At 48.9% G+C, this 20,229-nt stretch carries 18 protein-coding genes; 8 read left to right on the top strand and 10 right to left on the bottom strand.

The window, feature by feature from the left end; translation table 11 throughout:
• Positions 1-3: 3 nt before the first annotated feature.
• The 3 genes from ABFZ84_RS07390 to ABFZ84_RS07380 all read right to left on the bottom strand — a co-directional run bounded on the left by ABFZ84_RS07390 (position 4) and on the right by ABFZ84_RS07380 (position 3,382).
• Positions 4-1,815 (bottom strand): AMP-binding protein, encoded by a 1,812-nt coding sequence (locus ABFZ84_RS07390; RefSeq protein WP_369313327.1) that lies wholly within the window; start codon positions 1,813-1,815, stop codon positions 4-6.
• 10 nt (positions 1,816-1,825) lie between these two features.
• Positions 1,826-2,254: a nuclear transport factor 2 family protein gene (locus ABFZ84_RS07385; RefSeq protein WP_369313326.1), complete on the bottom strand. Its 429-nt coding sequence runs from the start codon at positions 2,252-2,254 to the stop codon at positions 1,826-1,828.
• 231 nt (positions 2,255-2,485) lie between these two features.
• Entirely contained in the window at positions 2,486-3,382 is an 897-nt protein-coding gene (locus ABFZ84_RS07380) for a hypothetical protein (RefSeq protein ID WP_369313325.1), read from the bottom strand.
• A gap of 443 nt (positions 3,383-3,825) precedes the next feature.
• Between ABFZ84_RS07380 and ABFZ84_RS07375 the strand changes: the two genes are divergently transcribed.
• From ABFZ84_RS07375 to ureG, 8 genes are read left to right on the top strand one after another with little or no spacing between them, the layout of a single operon-like run.
• Positions 3,826-4,674 (top strand): urease accessory protein UreD, encoded by an 849-nt coding sequence (locus ABFZ84_RS07375; RefSeq protein WP_369313324.1) that lies wholly within the window; start codon positions 3,826-3,828, stop codon positions 4,672-4,674.
• A 23-nt stretch (positions 4,675-4,697) separates the two neighbouring features.
• On the top strand, positions 4,698-5,000 hold the full coding sequence (locus ABFZ84_RS07370) for an urease subunit gamma (protein ID WP_369313323.1): 303 nt from the start codon (positions 4,698-4,700) through the stop codon (positions 4,998-5,000).
• Between the two features lie 34 nt (positions 5,001-5,034).
• Positions 5,035-5,202: a hypothetical protein gene (locus ABFZ84_RS07365; protein WP_369313322.1), complete on the top strand. Its 168-nt coding sequence runs from the start codon at positions 5,035-5,037 to the stop codon at positions 5,200-5,202.
• Positions 5,199-5,504 carry an urease subunit beta gene (locus tag ABFZ84_RS07360; RefSeq protein WP_369313321.1) on the top strand — a complete coding sequence of 102 codons (306 nt, stop codon included), beginning with the start codon at positions 5,199-5,201 and terminating at the stop codon, positions 5,502-5,504. Before ABFZ84_RS07365 ends, ABFZ84_RS07360 begins: the two co-directional genes overlap by 4 nt.
• A gap of 1 nt (position 5,505) precedes the next feature.
• On the top strand, positions 5,506-7,215 hold the full coding sequence (gene ureC / locus ABFZ84_RS07355) for an urease subunit alpha (RefSeq protein ID WP_369313320.1): 1,710 nt from the start codon (positions 5,506-5,508) through the stop codon (positions 7,213-7,215).
• Position 7,216: 1 nt separating this feature from the next.
• Positions 7,217-7,663 (top strand): urease accessory protein UreE, encoded by a 447-nt coding sequence (locus tag ABFZ84_RS07350; RefSeq protein ID WP_369313318.1) that lies wholly within the window; start codon positions 7,217-7,219, stop codon positions 7,661-7,663.
• The gene (locus tag ABFZ84_RS07345; RefSeq protein WP_369313317.1) at positions 7,660-8,322 is read left to right on the top strand and encodes an urease accessory protein UreF; all 663 of its coding nucleotides are present in this window, start codon (positions 7,660-7,662) and stop codon (positions 8,320-8,322) included. The genes ABFZ84_RS07350 and ABFZ84_RS07345 overlap by 4 nt, the downstream gene beginning before the upstream one ends.
• Positions 8,316-8,957: an urease accessory protein UreG gene (gene ureG / locus ABFZ84_RS07340; protein WP_369314555.1), complete on the top strand. Its 642-nt coding sequence runs from the start codon at positions 8,316-8,318 to the stop codon at positions 8,955-8,957. The genes ABFZ84_RS07345 and ureG overlap by 7 nt, the downstream gene beginning before the upstream one ends.
• A 47-nt stretch (positions 8,958-9,004) precedes the next feature.
• Here ureG and gabT read toward each other — a convergent pair whose 3' ends face one another.
• The 7 genes from gabT to ABFZ84_RS07305 all read right to left on the bottom strand — a co-directional run bounded on the left by gabT (position 9,005) and on the right by ABFZ84_RS07305 (position 20,210).
• Complete coding sequence (gene gabT / locus ABFZ84_RS07335; RefSeq protein WP_369313315.1) at positions 9,005-10,321, bottom strand: 4-aminobutyrate--2-oxoglutarate transaminase; 1,317 nt, start codon at positions 10,319-10,321, stop codon at positions 9,005-9,007.
• The gene (locus ABFZ84_RS07330) at positions 10,321-11,778 is read right to left on the bottom strand and encodes an NAD-dependent succinate-semialdehyde dehydrogenase (protein WP_369313314.1); all 1,458 of its coding nucleotides are present in this window, start codon (positions 11,776-11,778) and stop codon (positions 10,321-10,323) included. Before ABFZ84_RS07330 ends, gabT begins: the two co-directional genes overlap by 1 nt.
• Before the next feature lie 93 nt (positions 11,779-11,871).
• A complete protein-coding gene (locus ABFZ84_RS07325; RefSeq protein WP_369313313.1) occupies positions 11,872-13,074 on the bottom strand; it encodes an MFS transporter in 1,203 nt (400 codons plus the stop codon).
• Positions 13,071-15,266, bottom strand: coding sequence for a serine hydrolase domain-containing protein (locus ABFZ84_RS07320; RefSeq protein WP_369313312.1), 2,196 nt, complete (start codon positions 15,264-15,266; stop codon positions 13,071-13,073). The genes ABFZ84_RS07325 and ABFZ84_RS07320 overlap by 4 nt, the downstream gene beginning before the upstream one ends.
• Positions 15,253-16,821 (bottom strand): tetratricopeptide repeat-containing sulfotransferase family protein, encoded by a 1,569-nt coding sequence (locus ABFZ84_RS07315; protein ID WP_369313311.1) that lies wholly within the window; start codon positions 16,819-16,821, stop codon positions 15,253-15,255. Before ABFZ84_RS07315 ends, ABFZ84_RS07320 begins: the two co-directional genes overlap by 14 nt.
• Before the next feature lie 43 nt (positions 16,822-16,864).
• Positions 16,865-19,252, bottom strand: coding sequence for a TonB-dependent receptor (locus ABFZ84_RS07310; protein WP_369313310.1), 2,388 nt, complete (start codon positions 19,250-19,252; stop codon positions 16,865-16,867).
• A 43-nt stretch (positions 19,253-19,295) separates the two neighbouring features.
• Positions 19,296-20,210 (bottom strand): carbon-nitrogen hydrolase family protein, encoded by a 915-nt coding sequence (locus tag ABFZ84_RS07305; RefSeq protein WP_369313309.1) that lies wholly within the window; start codon positions 20,208-20,210, stop codon positions 19,296-19,298.
• Between the last annotated feature and the right edge of the window lie 19 nt (positions 20,211-20,229).

The raw sequence follows: 20,229 nt of genomic DNA, 5'->3' as shown, positions 1-20,229 counted from the left end.
TTCTCACTCGACAATTATGATTTCAGCATCAGGTGTGTCGACGAAAAGTCGCTCGACATCGCTCGCTCGCCGGTCAATAACCGCGCGGCGATTAACCGTTCCTTTGTCCGACATTTCGTGCGCATTCGGATCAGGCGGGTCGGTCAAGACCAACGCGCGGACAATACGAGACGATCCACCTTTTTGGGTTTTATTGAATTCGCGCAATCTATCACGCAGACTTTCGGCGGATGTCTCCCGGGTCGTCCACATCAACAGCGCTAAGTACGGACGATTCTCATCGCATAGAACCACGTCCATAACATCCGGCGCAAGCGCCTTCAGCAACTTGTCACGAAGCGCTCCACCGTAAACCCAACCACCACTCGCGAGCTTAAACTCTTCAACCGCTCGTCCAGCAAAGGCCAGACCTTTCTCCGGATGATCTTCGTCATGAAAAACAGCTAAATCACCGGTTTTATAGTAACCCTCTTCATCGAAAGATGCTGCCGTTTTTTCGGGTTCATCGAGATATCCCGATGTTACATTTGGTCCTTTAACTCGTAATTCATAACGATCCCCTTGCGGAACAAGTTTTATTTCCGCACCAGGCGTTGGAAGGCCAATTCCAACATCATCAGTCTCAAAGTGGATTAACATGAACGCGGAAACAGTCTCTGTTGCGCCATAACCGCTCGTGAAGGTAATTCTGTGTCCAGTTTCTTTTACCGCCGCTTTTTGAATTCGATCATAAACCGGCTGTGACAATCCGGCACCACCGTAAAGCATCAAACGCATGCGCGAAAAGAACTTCTTTGACAGAACCGGGTCACTCTCAATCGCATCGGCAAGCATTCCATAACCGAGCGGAACATTATTGTAATAACACACCGCAACCTCGCGTAGATTGCGAATTGATTCTTTGAACAATGCAGGGGTCGGCTTGCCATCGTCGATATAAAGCGTTCCGCCCTCAAGCAATACAGCCCGCATGACAAACGCACCCGCAGCGTGATGCCATGGAAGCCAATCGAGCATCACATCATCCCACCCGGCGGCTTTACCTACCGTCTGCTGACATTGCGCACTATTCGCCGCAAGATTATCAAAGGTGATGACCACCAATTTGGGCAATCCCGTTGAACCAGAGGTCAACATATACGCCGCCGTATCGGTCAACTTCAGTGCAGAAATCGATTGCTGCACCGCATCCGTCGGCACCGTATTCAGAATGTTGTTATACGCTATTGCTGGCTTTGAAATCACGTCGGGTTGACCCGTGATGACCAAAGCGTCTCCCAAATCAAGCGCTTCTAATGCTGACGCAGCCGCTTCGGTGTTCTCAGAAAAAATAACACCGGGTTTGATCTTGCCGATAACATGCTTCAATCGCCCAAAGTCACCGCCGAGTGCCCCATAAACCATGCTCACCGGACAAACAGGAATTCCGGCTGACCATGCCGCAAATGTAATAACGGAAAATGATGGTGTATTGTCCGACATCAACAATAGCGGACGCCCTTTTGGCGCATTATCTAACAGCCATTGTGCAGCGGCATCAACTTGGTCTTTTAACTCACGGTAGGTCGTCGTTTCCCATTCGCCCTCGCCCAACGAGACGCGCTTCTTCAATGCAGGCGCATCACCCATTTCTTTCGCTTTGCGCGCAAAGTCCGCTGCAATATTGGCTTCGTAATCGCGCAGCGGAATCCGAGATCGGACAAGAACGCAACCGTCATCTCGACGGACGACATCAAGATCGACAGGCAAAAGCTTTGCGTCACGGAACGGCGCTGATCGAAAATCAACGTTCTGATCGGAAGACAGATTTTTCATGACCTGATCCTCAGGCAGTTGGGCGGTCTAACATAGCCTCGACGTGCTCGGACACCGGCTCGCCAGCAAGTTGCTTTTCTTGGAGGCGTCCGTCGAAATATTCGCGCCAAATTCGAACTACACCATCTTCGAATTCGAGAGTCCCCGCATAAGGCACGGCGATCCGAATACCATCATTGCGCATAAACTCATCCGCGCCTTCCATCCAGACAGTATTACCAACCTCGGCCCAACCAAAAAGTCGCCAGTTAGACTCTTTGATCGTCCCCTTCATACTTTCGAGGGCCTTGCGCATCGCAGCCTTACCTTGGACAGGCTTACGTACACCGCCAGAGTTATTCCAAGTAATATCCTCGTGCAGGTGCTCCAGCACGCCTTCAACATCTTGGCGCGCCCAAGCCGCTATAATCGCACGTAGTACATTGATATTGTTGGCCATTTATTTCCTCACCATGCTATGGATCACGCTCGCATCGACATTCTCGACCGCGCGGCGCAAACTCGTTTAGTTGGTTCGGTTATACAAGCTTATCCATTGAGGAGCAATGGGGTAATGCAGAAATGTCAGCTGTGCCTCCGGTAGGCGTTACCCACAATCATTGTACCGCATACCGATTATATATCAGCAGAAAAAGTCAACAATCAGCTACAGTGGGTAACAACCTCGCGCTTAAGAGGAAATACATCGCTCCAAATACTGTTCAATTTTTGGCTGCGCGATTCGTTCGATTTCTTCATCGAAATCCTGACCGCCCTCAATGCGCTCGACCATGCTTTTGGTCAGAGCCGTGTTTTCTCCACGTACAATTTCCGTCGCGAAACATTTACAGGCTTTAACTGGCCCCTCCTTGCTAAAGGCAAACGCCATAACAAGAATACTCTTTTCACAACCGGCCGCCATCTTACTAATTTTGGCGTCTTCCAATCCCTTCGCAATCCCAGCCGCAATCTTCAATGCAATTTCAGCATTGCTATTCGATGATTGCCGTTTCGTCGATTGTGTCCGCGCATTACTCTTAGCGCGTGGCCAAGCTATTAATTGGTCATTTCGCCGTGGCCTGATCGTGATTTTGGGGAATACATCATTCGGCATGACTGCAAATGACATTCTCAGCTCCACATCTCCATTCGTACACGGTGGATAGAATTTCTTTTTAACCGCCGCATAGGTATTTTTATATGTCACGGCCTTCTCAGGCGGCACACAAATTGACGTTGGTGACCATTTACCACCGCCCGGGCGGTCAGCATTTCGCACGCTATAAACGGGATTTCCCCGCACGCCTTGATTGTTTTTTTGCAAGAAACCAACCGCTACGGTATCGTAATATGGCATATTGACATCTTGGCATCGGCCCGGTCGAATTTTATACCACCCCGACACCTTGGCTTCCTCGCCCCCAAAAAACGAACTCTTCGTTGAAAAAGACAAATAACTGACATCTACATTCCCTTTGTTGCAAACATTCACAATATTGGAATCGTTCATTTGCGCCCATGCGCCGCCAGACGCCGCAACAGCGATCAACATCGCAGCTGCCGACACGATACTCTTTATACTTATCACTCCACCCTCCAATAAATTTACCCATCAAACTTTCAATGCCTTATCAAAAGGCCTTTGAATGTTCACAAAGCAATATGTCTCCGGTTGCGGCCAAAGAACCACCGAAGTCCGTAAACCAAACGTCTAATTGAACTGATCGCCCCCGAATTTCACCCTCATCATGTAACACCTTCACCCCGCAAAATACATCCGTCAAATTTTGTCGAATCGCTCGAACGCATTCACCCACACAAAATATAACCGATCACCAGCCGAATAAAGACCCGACACCTTGAGCGGAAAACACTCTACCCGAAGTCGATGTCACTTTTGTTGAAGCCCAAAACACTATTCGTATACTCGCAACATTTCGCCAAACGCAAAACCTTTATTAAATCCGCACAAAACATTGCCTAACTGCGTTTGAAAATTGCTGATAGATCGTTTCAATCCTATGTTGCCTTATGCAGTGCAATGCGGACCTACAACGAACAACAGGCCACGGAGAACTCGTCGCTCAATATTCAGGAGCAAAAACATCCGTATCCCGCTTGTCCCAAACCGGCGCTGCAAAAATTCGCTTCCCCAAACAATCGACCCCGACACCGCTCACCGGAGTGCTGATCAACACCGCAGGCGGCATGACCGGCGGCGACAAATTTGAATGGTCAATCGCCGCGCGATCTCAGTCCTCACTTTCTGTATCCACACAGGCCTGCGAAAAAATATATCGCGCGGGCGATGGATATGCTGAAATTTCAATTGACCTATCCGTCGAGGCCGATGCGCATTTACATTGGCTGCCGCAAGAAACCATTCTTTACGATGGCAGCTATCTGAAACGAAAACTGTCATTGAAACTTGGCGAAAATGCGACCGCACTAATCGTAGAATCTATTATCTTTGGGCGCCGAGAATTTGGTGAAACAAACCCGTCAGCAAAATTAGAAGATTGTTGGAGAGTATTTTCTGGCACAACCCTAGTTCACGCCGAACAAATCAAAATCGATACAGAAAAGAATCACTGGCTTAGCCAATCGGCAACAGCCAACGGCCTAACGGCCTTCGCAACCATATTACTAGTAAGCCCAAATTCGGTTGAATATTCCAAACCAGTAAACGCTCTGCTGCAATCGTTGCAAAATCCAAAACAGAATTTCTGGGGAGCAAGTTCGTTCTGGGCCGTCAATGATTGTGACAAGCTAACGATTCGAATGGCCGCAGTTGACGGCTATCAGTTACGAAAAGGGCTAAGCGCAATGATTGCGTTACTTTCCAACGAAGATCACCCACCGACATTGTGGCTAACTTAGTAGCGAACATAGGAAAATAGCCGATGCATTTACTACCGCGTGAAAAAGACAAGCTACTAATTTCCATGGCCGCCATAGTCGCCCAAAGGCGACTTGATCGAGGGGTAAAATTAAACCACCCCGAAGCCATCGCATTAATCTGCGATTTTGTAATCGAGGGCGCACGTGACGGAAAGTCCGTCGCGGAATTAATGACCGAGGGTGGTGAAGTTCTGCGAAGAGACCAAGTCATGGAAGGCATCGCAGAAATGATCCCAGAAGTCCAAGTAGAAGCAACGTTCACAGACGGTGTTAAACTCGTCACCGTTCATGAGCCGATCCGATAAACAGTTTAACTTTATCCACGGAGAATTTTTAACAATGCGATTCCTCTTTGCAACGGTATTAGCATTCATCTCAGCCCCAGCCTTGGCACATGCAGAACCCGTTCCGCATATGCATCAAGACGTCGCTATTTGGGGCATCATGATTTTCGCCGTCATTGGGTTGGCGATTGCAATTCACGCTATCGGACGACGCAATAAATGATCCCTGGTGAAATCATACCCGCTGACGGTGACATTGTTCTGAACGCTGATGCAAAAGCCATTCACCTTAAGGTCTCGAATGCTGGAGACAGACCCATACAGGTCGGGTCACATTACCATTTTTTTGAAACCAACCCCGCGTTGAAATTTGATCGGACTGCCGCGCGCGGTATGCGATTGGACATTCCTGCGGGAACTGCCGTTCGGTTTGAACCCGGCCAGAGTCGCGACATTTCACTCATACCGCTCTCCGGATTACGTCGCATTATCGGGTTTCGCAAAGGCGTGATGGGAGAGCTTTAACGTGTCACATCGGATAAGCAGGTTTTCATATGCCAACATGTTCGGTCCCACCACCGGTGACAAAGTAAGATTGGCGGATACAGACTTATTTATTGAGGTTGAAAAAGACTTCACCAAATATGGCGAAGAAGTCAAATTCGGTGGCGGAAAAGTTATTCGCGACGGCATGGGCCAGAGCCAAATATCACGCGCCGAGGGTGCCGTTGATACGGTCATCACCAATGCGCTTATCCTCGATCATACCGGAATTTTCAAAGCGGATATTGGCCTTAAAGACGGCATCATCGCAGCTATTGGCAAAGCCGGAAACCCCGACACCCAACCAAGTGTCGACATTATTATTGGTCCCGGTACGGAAATAATCGCAAGTGAGGGACGAATTATTACAGCAGGCGGAATTGACGCGCATATACATTTTATCTGCCCGCAACAAATAGAAGAAGCTTTGATGAGCGGCGTGACCACTATGTTGGGAGGTGGCACGGGGCCTGCGCACGGAACCCTCGCGACCACGTGCACACCCGGACCTTGGCATATACAACGGATGATAGAATCCGCCGACGCATTCCCTATGAATCTGGGCTTTGCCGGAAAGGGCAATGCATCAGAACCCGCCGCGCTAGAAGAAATGGTGCTTGGCGGCGCAATTGCCCTAAAGCTACACGAAGATTGGGGCACCACACCCGCGGCCATTGACTGTTGCCTATCCGTCGCAGACCAATTCGATGTTCAAACTATGATCCATACGGATACTCTGAACGAATCTGGATTTGTGGAATCGACCATAGATGCAATAGACGGCCGGACCATTCACGCCTTTCACACCGAAGGGGCTGGTGGTGGCCATGCACCCGACATTATAAAAGTGTGCGGTCTTTCTAACATATTGCCGTCATCCACAAACCCAACAAGGCCCTATACGGTCAACACTATCGCCGAACACCTGGATATGCTCATGGTGTGTCACCATCTCGATCCTTCCATTCCCGAAGATATAGCTTTTGCAGAGAGCCGTATTCGAAAAGAGACTATTGCCGCCGAAGACATTCTTCATGACCTCGGGGCTTTTTCAATGATCGCGTCCGACAGCCAAGCGATGGGGCGCATCGGTGAAATGATCATTCGCACATGGCAAACAGCCGACAAAATGAAACGGCAACGTGGTTCATTGGATGAAGAAACAGGAGATAATGACAATTTCCGTGCACGTCGCTATATCGCAAAATACACAATCAACCCCGCGATCGCGCACGGCATTGCCGATCACGTTGGTAGTGTCGAAGTCGGCAAACGCGCAGACCTAGTGATGTGGTCGCCAGCTTTTTTTGGCGTAAAGCCAGAGATGGTAGTAATCGGCGGCACAATCGCGGCGGCCCCCATGGGTGATCCCAACGCATCAATTCCAACGCCACAACCTGTCCACATGCGCCCAATGTTCGGTGCCTATGGTAGGTCACTAACCAATTCATCAGTAACATTCGTTTCAAATGCTGCCATAGAAGATGGCTTGGACAAAAAACTAGACGTCGCGAAATCATTTATTGCGGTATCGAAAACGCGCGACATCAATAAATCTAATCTCATTCTAAACGACGCCCTTCCCACGATCGAAGTTGACCCCGAAACTTACGAAGTCCGTTGCGATGGGGACTTAATCTCCTGTGAACCTGCGAAGGTTTTGCCAATGGCCCACCGGTATTTTCTTTACTGATATGCGCGCAATCAAAATCGTATCCCCACCCTTTTCTTTCGACGATAGCATTACCCTTGATGAACAAGGTCGCACGCGAAGACGATTTCAAATGACGACCGATGGCGGCATCTCATTTACTCTTGACTTGCCCACCAGCCGACTAATTCGCCATGGCGAGGGACTAGAACTAGAAGACGGACGAATCATAGAGGTCCGCGCAGAACCCGAGCCTCTTTATGAGCTAACCACAAAGGACCCTCAGGCTTTTGCAGCGCTCGCTTGGCAGTTAGGAAACCGCCATTTGCAAGCACAAATCTTTGATGGCCGAATATTCATACGGCGAGATCATGTAATAAAAGAAATGGTAATCGGATTAGGAGCTAACGTCGAAGAAGTGGAAGCACCGTTCGATCCGCAAACAGGCGCATATGATCAACATACTGGCCACGCTCATAAACATTCATGAAAAAGCAATCAGGCGATAGTCCCATTGCCCTTCTTCGGCTTGTTACGTGGTTATCCCCCGCGTTTCCAACTGGGTCATATAGCTATTCTGGCGGCCTCGAGGCGGTTTATGCTGACGGACTAATCAACTCACAATCAGATTTAGAAGATTGGATTCGAAACACATTATTACGTGGAAGTGTTTGGAATGACCTTGTTTTATGCGCGGCCAGCCATCGGAATGACGAAGATTTTAACGCGCTATGTGCATTCGCATCGGCCCTATCCCCTGGCAATGAGCGATACCAAGAAACGATAGAACAAGGTCATGCGTTTCTGAATGCGGCGAAACCGTGGGTTGCAAATATCATTTCAGAGACGACTTGCCCGCTACCGATTGCGGTCGGTGCTGTTGCACGGTCGTCACAAATTCCAGTCGAGATGCTGTTGCCTATCTTCGCACACGCCCAGACCAATAGCTTAGTGCAAGCAGTCCTGCGAATGGGATATCTTGGACAAACACAAGGCGTCGAAATTATGGCCGCCCTCGAGGGGGATCATATTCTTGCGGCAGAAGCCGCAGCACAATCAACTATAGATGACCTTGGCTCCGCCACACTTTTTGCAGATTTAATGACACTACGACACGAAACGACAGAACCAAGGATATTCCGATCATGAGCAAAAACGGACCATTTCGAATTGGAATCGGCGGCCCCGTAGGAACCGGGAAAACGACGTTAACGGCAGCTTTATGCCGCGCCATGCGCGATCATTACTCAATCGGTGTAATCACCAACGATATATACACTAGAGAAGATGCCGAAGCGTTGGTACGGTTACAGGCCCTACCCGCAGACAGAATATATGGCGTTGAAACTGGTGGTTGTCCGCATACGGCAATTCGTGAAGACGCCTCAATAAATCTACGCGCGATTGACGAATTGAATAAGCGCCATAAAGACCTTGATATAATATTCATAGAATCTGGTGGCGATAATTTAGCGGCGACATTCTCACCACAATTAGTCGATCTGACGCTTTACGTAATATCGGTTTGTCAGGGTGGTGACATTCCGCGAAAAGGTGGACCGGCGATTACGCGTTCAGATTTACTCATCATCAACAAGGTCGATCTTGCGCCACATGTTAATGTAGATATAGACGTCATGAAAACAGACGCCAGCACATCGCGCGGTAAAAACCCATTCGTGTTTACCGACCTACACCGACAGCAAGGCGTTGCTGATATCACTCGATTTATTGAAAAACACGGCGCGCTTTACTCAACACAAAAACGCCCTGAACCGGTATAGTCGTTCAGGGCGTTTTAATCTGTATCAGTGCCCATAAGGCTGTATCGCTACTGAATAACTTTTTCAAAACTAGCTTCAAAAAGGTCTAAGCCTTCAGTGAGAATTTCATCACTCATTGTCAATGCTGGTAAAAACCGAAAAACATTCCCATACATACCACACGTGAGAACGATTAGACCGTTCCGATAACACTCTTCGAGAAGCGTCTTTGTCAGCACTGGGTTTGGCGAACCATCTTCGTTCATCAACTCAAGCGCGACCATCGCACCTCGCTCAGCCCGTATGTCGCCAACGAGTGAGGGATGTCTTTCCTGTAACGCAGTCAGGCGTTTTTTAAATATTGCACCGATCTCTTTTGACCGTTCAACGAGTTTTTCAGATTTGATAACGTCTATCACCGCCAATGCCGCGGCGCACCCAATTGGCGAGCCAGCATAGGTACCACCCAAACCACCGGGTGCAGGCGCATCCATAATCTCAGCCTTACCAGTAACACCAGCGAGCGGAAAGCCACCAGCAACACCCTTTGCGAAGGTCATTAAATCTGGTTCAATGCCTGAATATTCACTGGCGAAAAACTTTCCCGTCCGGCCAAAACCGGTTTGAATTTCATCCAACACCAAGACAATTCCATGGGCATCACAAACTTCGCGTAAATGCTGCATAAATTCGTCAGGGACCGGATAGAATCCGCCCTCTCCCTGAACCGGCTCTATAATAATTGCCGCGCAATCACTTGGGTCAACATCAGTTTTGAATAGCATCGCCAGTGACCGCTTCGCATCGTCAACACTGACACCATGATACGGTACCGGGAACTGCCCACGATAGATATCGCCGGGAAACGGACCAAATTTTGTCTTATAGGGCGCTGTTTTGCCTGTAAGGCCAAGTGTCATCAATGTACGTCCGTGGTAACCGCCATCAAAGGCGATAACCCCACGCCGCCCAGTGTGAGCGCGCGCAATTTTGATACAGTTCTCTACAGCTTCGGCACCCGTGGTAACAAACATGGTTTTTTTCGGTGACGGTCCGGGCGTCAAAACGTTTAGTTGCTCGGCCAGCTCAACCGCACTGTCATAAGGCGTCACCATTACACATGTATGGCTGAAACGTTCGAGTTGTGCAGTCACCGCCGCATGAACTTTTGGGTGGAGATGCCCTGTGTTACAGACCGCAATTCCAGTTCCGAAATCGATATAGCGGTTGCCTTCGACATCCCAAACTTCTGAACCAAGGGCGCGATCAACAAAAACTTGCGCTATATTCCCCTCGCCACGTGCCATTGCTGCATTTTTTCGCGTTTGCCAAGCAGCATTTGTGTATTCAGATACAGTCATATTTTCATTCGCAGCGCTCGACATTATCGCACTCCTCCCATGCAGAGATATTTAACTTCCAAATAGTCTTCGAGGCCATATTTTGAACCTTCTCGGCCCATACCAGATTGCTTAACGCCACCAAATGGTGCTGACACAGATGAAATAATGCCTTCGTTAATACCGACCATGCCGAAATCGAGCGCCTCCCCAACACGCCATGCGCGACTCAAATTTTGGGTATAGACATATGCGGCCAAGCCATATGGTGTGTTGTTCGCATCCGCGATTACATCGTCTTCATCATCAAAAACAATAACTGGCGCAATGGGGCCAAAAATTTCGGAACTTGCAATTTCCATTTCCGCACGAACTCCGGTGACGATTGTTGGTTCAAAGAACAATGCCCCAGCAATGTGTTTCTTTCCGCCGACCAACACCGATGCACCGTCTCGAAGCGCGCTTGCGAGAAGCAATTCGACTTTTTTCAGTGCCGCTTCATTGATCAACGGGCCAACATTGTTTCCCTCTATGTCACCTCGCCCAACTGTAAACTCAGCAACTTTATCGGATAGCTTGGAAATAAACTCATCGTGCACTGAACGGTGAACAAAGAAGCGATTTGCACAAACGCAAGTTTGGCCGGCATTACGATATTTCGATGCGAGAGCGCCCGTGACGGCGGCGTCAATATCTGCGTCATCAAATACAATAAACGGCGCGTTACCGCCTAATTCCATCGACACTTTTTTTACGGTGGATGCAGCTTGCTGAAGCAATACCTTACCAACCCCCGTTGACCCCGTAAATGACACTTTTCGCACGAGAGGGTTAGTCGTCAATTCAAGCCCTACATCTGCGGCTTTGGTGGTTGGTACAATATTTAGAACGCCCGCAGGAAGCCCGGCCTTTTCCGCCAAGACGGCCAAAGCTAATGCTGACAACGGTGTATCTTCAGCGGGTTTAGCCACCATCGTGCAACCGGCGGCCAACGCAGCAGCCGCTTTCCGCATAAGCATTGCATTCGGAAAATTCCATGGCGTGATAGCAGCGCAAACACCGACAGGCTGCTTGATTACAATCGCCCGTGATGATGGCGAGGTTGACGGAATAACATCACCATAGGCTCGCTTCGCTTCCTCCGCATACCACTCGAGATACGAAGCACCATAATTGATTTCACCGATGGCCTCTGCGATCGGCTTTCCCATTTCTGCCGTTAGAATTTCCGCTAACGCCTGCGCGTTTTCCAAAAGTAGCGCGCGCCAACGCATTAGAATTTGGGCACGCTGCGCTGCGGTCCACGATGCCCATGATTTAAATGCAGCATCCGCAGCCTTGATTGCCTTTTTGGTATCCTCGATGTCACAATTAGTAACAGTTGCAATAGCACCGCCCGTCGCAGGGTTTGATACAACAAAACTTGCCCCACTCGTTGCATCAATCCAATCGCCACCGATGAAGGCTTGGGTTTTCAAAAGATCCAAATTTTCAAATGTCATGTTCTACACTCACCACTGCTCATTGACCTGTCGCGTAAACAGCCTCTACGCTATAGGTCCAGATCTGCCGATAAAATGATGCCAGTTTCAGCGCTAATGCTGGCCTGTTTTGCGGTTCCTATCGAGGCGAAAAGCCGGGAAAAGCATTACGACCATACTCAGCAAGAGCGCCACAAAAGCGAAGTTTATGAGTGCTGGAAATCCTGCACCGTTTGCCAATAGTTGGCCTGCGATCATTGGGCCTGACGCAAGACCAAGTTTCGAAATAAACCCTGCGGCGGCTGCTGTACGGCCCGCAGCATCGAATTGCGCCGCCATACCGAGCAAATATGCCATCACCATGCCCCATGTTATTCCCGTGCCGCAATTCGCCACCAGATAAACCCATGGTTCGCCGCTAAAATGGAATGCAACCGTGCCCATAAGCGTGAGTATCATCACCAACGCCAAAGGCCAGAAACGCCCAAAGCGAACCCCCATAAACATCACCAGCCCTGGTCCTGCCAATGCAACCCATGTCGCTAAACCAAGCGCTGTCGACACATAACTTCGGGATAATCCATAATCCATTCCCAAACGGATTATATATGCCAACAACGCCATATTGGCCGCCTGAAACAGAAATATCGCAAGTAAAGTCAACACCAATGGCGACCACTCGACCTGCGTCGTTGTTACCTGTTTATCAGCTTTCTTTGCGGGATAATGGTCAAGGAATGGAAGCATCAACAATGTGACAAAACTGAACAATGCCAAAGCGAAAAATAGTGATTGTGCCCCATAAATAGGGACAAGCTTTGGCAGCGTCATAACCCCTAAGCCGCCCAAGCCAAATTGAACGAAAAGCAAAATCCCAAACGTACGATCGGCCTTTCCCGTGCGCGCGATGACCGCATAAGATACGCCAACAAGCATTCCGCCGACAATTCCGTGAATCAGTCTAATGACAATTAAAACTTCGGGCGCTGTAATGACCGTCGATATCAAATCAATCAAAATCAATGTGACAAGCGCAATCAATGCGGCCAGTCTCCACGGGATTCTCTTGACCAAAAAAATAACAACTAAAGCGCCTAAAGCCGCGCCGTATATATTCGCGGAACCAATGTTCCCCGCTTCGCTATCGGTTAGTCCAAGCCCCGACACGAGGCCGTCAACAATCGCAGCCATAATGTTGACGTAAAAAAGACCCGCAGTCGCAAGAAACGATAATAGAAAGCCCGCCAAATATCCGTCTGGCTTCGCCAGAGGAAAAATGCTCTTTTGTGCCGTGGCATCTTCAACAGATATGTTCACTCCGTTCCCTCACAAAATGGTTTCTGTTTGTTGGATGCGATCGCTGCGCGCCGCCACGCAAATGCGTATCCATCACTGATATAATAGTAGGTTGAACCATTAGGCATAAAAGCAGCCGACAACCCGCCATATCCGGACATTGCCGGAATCCATTCATCGCCCTCGCACCTTAGCGACGGACCAGCATTCCATGCCCAAAAGCCATTTTGATAACGCTGCTCATCGATAACCGCGGGCAATCCACGATCGTCCGGATTTTGCTGAAACGCAGCCGACAGCATTTCCTCATCCAGAACTGGCTCGCCTTCAATTCTTCCACCTCGCTGTAGAAAGTTGGAAATCAACGCAATGTCATTTCGATGAAGGACAAGCCCCCACCCAGTAAAAGGCTGACGTTCGTGATCGTAAGTACGCCTCGTCTTATTTACTAGCGGACTAAGGCCCAACTGATTCCAAATTGGAACAATTAAATCATCGTAGAAATCCGCTTCGATATCCTCGGTTTTAACTCGAAGAAATGCGTTCATAGCGACGCCCAGAATATACGTATCAGCAGTACGATAAACGAATCGTTTTCCTGGTTCCTGCTGACGCGCAAACCCCTTACAAGCAATTTCTATTTTCTCGGTATGTGATGGCGCGACAAAAAAAGCTCTCATCTCAGCTGAGCTTTCATCTTCGTCGTAAACATCCGAATTATAGACGCCGCTTGCCATATCCAGCAGATCTTCGAAACGAACCCCAGCCCAATCATCCGTAGTACAGGCAGGAACATAGTCCGATACCAACGCATTTTTTACATTCGGATAAATTTTTTCCAGGCGCATCAGGCCTACGCCACCCACAAGAGATTTAGCCCATGAGTATGATGGTACGTCCATCACGTCACAAAATGGATAGGATCCAAACCGGGTTTCACAGCCGCCGACATAATGGGTCGGTCCATCCACATACCCATACAGAGTCATCGACGATGGCGCGACTTCATCGGATGCGCCATACTCCTTGGCATTCGGCAAATTTTCGATTGGTTTTGTTTCTAGACGAGCAGACAGCTCTTCGGTGTAAGCATCGTTGATAGAACGGAATTGCTCAACTTCGTGAACAGCATAGTCAACCGACGTTGTACCCCACAAATCAAATTGCAAATACGCGCAAGTCTCCGCACCTATCTGGTATATCGCCGAAGAGGTTTGTCCTTTCTGGTTTATACGGAAAGTCAACAGACCATTGTGAACACAATTTGCGTTTCGTTCCATCAACGCAAAAGGAAGAGATATTTGAACCTCACCGTCGTCACGCAACCAAATGTTGCCCGGCTCTATTATCCATTCCCAATCAGGGTGGTCACTTTTAATCGCCCCCCGCGTTACCGGGATAACGGCGCTACCATTTTGAACGAAACTTATGCTCAGTGACGGGAGCGTTTTGATGGATGGATTTTCGGGATAGTATTCAAACGCATCGTTATAAACTTCAAAATGCTCTACGGGGCCGCCTTTTAGATTCAAGGTGCCGGAATAATTCTTTTTGGGAATACCAGCATTTTTCTGTGTTTCAAAAACGGCTGTTGAGAACGCGCCAGATATATTCTCGCTACTCCAATATACGGCATGCGGTAATTCGTGTTGGAGCAAACCAAAATCAAGCTGGCTTGTAACATTAATGTTATCAAACCAACAGATATCGTTCTCGGCATTCCCATCGACGCGAAGGCCAACAAGGAGATACTCTATCCCCTTTTCAGCGTCGATGCTGCCACGAACATTATGCAATGTTGTTCCGTCATCTTTGCCGTCACCGATAACCCCCAGCAACTGCCAATTTTTCGCGTCCGTTGACACCTCGACTTTGCAGATATCGTTCTTTTCTAGTCCTGTCGCCGCAATGTCGACCGAAACATCCAGGGTGCTACTTTCGTTAACTTCAATACGCCGAACTATGGAGGCGTCCCGCGTAAGACGAACAGAAACATTGCCCGCAAAAGTCGTCAGCCGAAGGTCCCCTCGGCCAGCATTCCCTGCCCAGCCGTCAGCATTCCCATCCTGAAAATCATCTTCGAAAACCACTCTCGCAGATGCCGGCGTCATGCCGGAAAGTACCAACGCGACGAATACTGCGATCAACCAAGAATATTTTTCCAGTGGATTCATATTAAAACGCATACTGTCGATTATTCTATTTTGTTTCATTCGCAATCCCCAATGCTAGGGCTAACGGTTGTAATTGCTCTTCGTAATGTTTCCACTTTCCAACAGATGAGTTGTATACGGGGCTTCTAACCTGAGCAGCACTAGCGGTTGCGGTCGCCGTTTTGTTTTTATCGAACTCAAGACACGCTGGGTCCCAATCAATGCCAATTTCGGCAATCAATCGCCTACTCTCTTCTTCTTGTCTTGCAACTAAGTCTTCATAGCCAACATCAATGATGCGGCCCGAAAGAACGGCCCGCCAATGATCCATCATGGCGTCCTTCGCAAGAATATATCGGGCAATATCTGTCAGGTCATACGAAAACGGATACCCCATCCGGAAAAGGGTTTTGTACATTGCAAAACCAACATCCATATTATCACGCATGACATGAATTATTTTGGCGTTCGGCAGGGCCTTCGCAATCAACCCGATATAGAGAAAATTGAGCGGTGTCTTATCAATGATGAAATCAGCATCAGCCGTACGATTACGGAGCGCCGTCGCATAAGCTTGCCCCAGGTCCTGCATTGAAATCTCGGTCGAACGCTGTACCAATTCCATTTTTGATGAAACAGCACCGCAAAGGCGCGTCATTGCCAACGCAAAATCATTAACCTCCCCAACGCTATCTATACGGGGATGACTACTTAAAATACGGTCGGTTAGCGTGGTCCCTGAACGGGGGAGGCCGACGATAAAGATAGGTGAAAAATCTTTGTACCCGTCTTGCGTTTTTGAAAAATAATCTTTGTTAAAACGATCCGACAGCAAGCGGATCGTCTCAATATCGTCCTCAACACGGTAACTTAGATTTTGTTTTCGTGTATCCGCGCCACGTTTTAAATAGTCAAAACCTTCTGCATATTGTTCAAGATCTTCATGCTCTTTAGCCAGAGCATAACAAACTTGTACAACTCCATTCACATTGCCTCGCGCGCTTTCTAATGCGCGTTTTAATTCTTCGATATGATTGTTGTCTTTGCTCTGTCGCCGCAATGTCGCGCGATTGTAATATGCATCGTAATCATTAGGTCGCAGCCCTATCAAATGATCGTAACATTGTTCGGCTGCCGTAAACGCACCAACCGACAGCTCCGCATTGGCAAGATTATAAATGATCGCGGCATTATCCGGTTCTATCGAAAAAGCTTTGCGAAGAGACATTGCCGCCGATTGAAAGTCACCGACCAAAGTCTGCATTTCGGCCAACCGCGCAATATATACAGCGTCGTTACCCGCATTCTCCACCCCAATCTCAATTCTTGATTTTGCCTTGGAAATTTGCCCTTTAGCGATAAGGCCTTCTATTTCCATCAATGCGGCGTCCCGATGATCGGGCGTAATCCTGAGAACAGTCTGAACATCTGCCAGCATCGCATTCAAATCATTGCGCATTTGGCTAGACCTTGCACGGATTAAAAGTGCTGCGGTGTTATCTGGATCATCGTCTAAAAGCGTAGAGCAAATTGCGGCTGCTTCAGTCGCTTTCCGTTGACGTAGCAATCCGTCGGCTTCTCTCAATTTGGCGAGTTGCGACGGTGGTTGTGTCATATAGTTTGTATGGCTGGCGCAATAGCGCCAGCCATAACCCTTATTAAAATGAGTATGTCGCCGAAATGCCGACGGTTCTCGGCAAGGATATCATTTCCTTGTTGGCATTACCAAAATAACCTTGGCTAGGAGATGTACCCATATAAGCCTCTGTGAAGACGCCAGTCACACCTTCTTCGTTGAAAATATTCTTAACCCAGAGCGACGCACTTACGGGACCATTTGAAAGGGTCAACGTGCTGTTCCAGATTTGAAACCCTTCAAGCGGGACGTTGAATGTTGGCGATGTCCCTACACTATTGCGAGACTCTGATTGATAGAAGCCGTCAACGCGCGCAAAAAGCGACCAATCTGTCGATAGGTCATGCGTATAGTCCACCGCCCAGTTCAACATGTGCTCAGGAGCACCCGGCAATCGAGCACCATCAAGCGCAAATGGCGTAACCGCGTTGTCAGGTGCGAAGAAATCTTCCGTCAGCTCCGCATCCACATAAGTGTAGCCGAGTGAATAATGGAAATCTTCGGCGAAATAACCATCCACATGCGCCTCGACACCCATTGTGCGGGCCGAACCACCATTTTGAACGGCGAAGAAACCCCAGTTGGTTGTAGATGTATTCAACTGTGGATCGCTCCAGTCGATGTAAAAGACGCTGAGGTCATAGATTAAACCATTACGGTTGCCCTTAAGGCCGGCCTCATAGTTCACGACAGAGTCCGCATCGTATCGCTGCCAACCCGGGTCTTCCGCAAATGTACCCGTCAATGGAACCGCATTTGAACCACCACGACGGTAACCTTCGGAAACAGTTGCGTAGATCATGTCGCTATCGGTGTAACGCCAAGACAAGTTGCCTTTAAACAACACGTCATCTTCGCTGGTTTCAAAAAATGCCGTCGTCGGCGTAAACACCCCTGTATAAAGCGGTAGATCGATAAAGGTTGTATTCTCAGAAGTGTTATCAAAATACCGAATGCCGCCGGTTAAGTCGACGTCGGGTGTTATGTGCCATGTTAGCTCACCAAATGCAGCAAGCTCTTCAAAGTTTTCCACGCGCCCATAATCAAAATCTTGATCACCGGTAACCGCGCCGGAAGCAAACGGTAGCAACGTATCCCACCAGGATTTAAACCCGCGCAAGTAGCTTTGTTGTGTCGATTCAATTTGTTGCTTCCGATAGAATCCACCAATCACATAATCAAATGTCGACTGCGTATCGGAAACTAGACGAATTTCCTGAACGACTGCTTCGTCCGCATAGGAGCGAACTGCGGATGCCATTGGGCGCGGGTAGTTATAATAGAAACCCAAAAACCCAGCCTGTGCATAAAAGCCAGTATTTTCACTGGTGCTTTCGCCATTATGATCATAATGCGATGTTGACGATGTGAGGGTTGCAAAGCCGAGGTCAACATTCACCTCTAACGAAGATGTGTTTAGATCTCGGCTAGAAGGCTCCAGCTGGATCGATCCATTTTCATACTCTTGGTACGGACGTCCAAATCCATCGCTATTGACTGTTTGTTGGCGACGACCGCCGACATCATCGGACTGACGCGCATGCATTGCTTTAATGCTGATCGCATCCGTTGGCTCCCACAACAACGTTGCACGAAGCATCCATTGTTCAAGATAGTCTGCATCCTTTTGCTCGCGGTAGGTTGCCGCAGGGTCTAGTATTCCGTTTGGGGCAACCGGGATGCCGCCTGCATCAAGCTCATATAAATTCACATAATCGGTTATGCCCGGATAGTCAGCCCAACTTCCCACGACACGAAGAGCAGCATCAGCAAACAGCGGAACATTCAGAACGCCATCGACCGTATAGCCCGCACTTCCCGAACCTTCAGCATGAGAAAGCGATCCGCTGGCGGACCCGCTAAACTCGCCCAACTGTGGGTCCCGTGTGATGTAACGGATCGTTCCACCAAGTGAACCCGAACCATACAACGTGCCTTGTGGCCCTCGCAGAACTTCGACGCGTTCAAGATCGCGTAACAAGAAGTTAGCAAAGATTGGTGTTTCATTTACATAAGTTGAGACAGAGGCGACAGACGACACTGCATAATCGCCGAGCGCATTCCCATCAACGCTCAAACCGCGAATTCGAACTTGGTTTAATGTACCAGAGTTTCGCGCACCGCGATCGACCACACCAACCCCCGGTATTGACCGGAGCAATTCAGCACTGTCATAGGTTTTAGCCGCGTCGATAGCGGCACCGCTAACAGCCGAAATGTTGTAAGGAACATCGGTTACACTTTGTTCCCGACGCGTCGCCGTGACCGTAATTTCGTCACGAACGCGCGGTGTTGCGTTATCGGTTGAACTTTGTGCCATCACGCCGACTGGTAATGTCGATAGCGCAGTGCCACACAGTAGCGACATCACCATAACGTTTTTACGTTGCATATTTTTTATACTCTTCATGCTATACCCCTCTTCGTTCAGAATAGGTGTCGTTCTCGACCCGCTATTCAACTACCTTCAGTTTGTGTTTTTCCCCGCCAAAATTCATTTCACCTTTTCCAGAAAGCGAGCTCGCTGTTGGAAGCTCTAATGGCCCTAGATGCGCCATTTCCTGACTCCGTTGCCCGTGGGAGCTATGAAACGGAAACTCAATTGGTGTGTCACGAAAGCTCTTCAGAACCTGTCCTAATCCATGCCAACCGCGTTCGCGGGCATTGCGTACCTGCTCAAAGTTCAACTCCAGAGTTACAATATCGCGACCGCTACCGCATTCGTGTAATAGCTCGCCGCCAGGCCCATAAAACACTGACCGCCCATTTCCTTGGGCACCGGCGACATTCACATCGATAAAATAGCATTGATTAATCGCGGCATTTGCCCGTGCGATAGCGACTTCGACATCACGATCAATGGTATTCGTCATTGTCGGGAGTAAAATTGCCTCAGCTCCCATCCCGGCTAGCGTTCTGATAACTTCGGGGAACCACATATCGTAACAAATCGCGACGCCAAGCCGCCCCACGCCGGGAACATCAAACACACAATATGTCGATCCTGTTGCTACGCCTTTTTCGTAGGGCAAAAATGGATACATTTTATCGTGACGTGCGATTATCTCACCTTCCGGATTAATCACCGGAGTCACGTTATAAATCTTGCCCTCGCGCTTTTCGTATATTGACCCCGGCACAAGCCACAACCCTAGCTCCGCAGCGAGCGCTTTAAGCCGTGTTTCCGTCGGACCGTTTGCCTCCTCAGCGGCGTCGATGCTCGCGCCATGTAGCGCCAACTCACCAACCGTGACCAAACTAACCCATGGAAACCGCCGCGCTATCGCGCGAACTTCGCGCTCAAAAAGATCAAAATTATTATTTTTATCGCCTGCTAGCTGAATTGCGGCTATCCCAAGTTTTGACATGCATGCTCCTACAGCTCCG

The sequence above is a fragment of the Hyphococcus lacteus genome, assembly GCF_041058985.1.
GTDB classification, from domain to species: domain Bacteria; phylum Pseudomonadota; class Alphaproteobacteria; order Caulobacterales; family Parvularculaceae; genus Hyphococcus; species Hyphococcus lacteus.
Note: the sequence above shows the minus strand (reverse complement) of the source record. Positions and strands in the feature narration are given on the sequence as shown.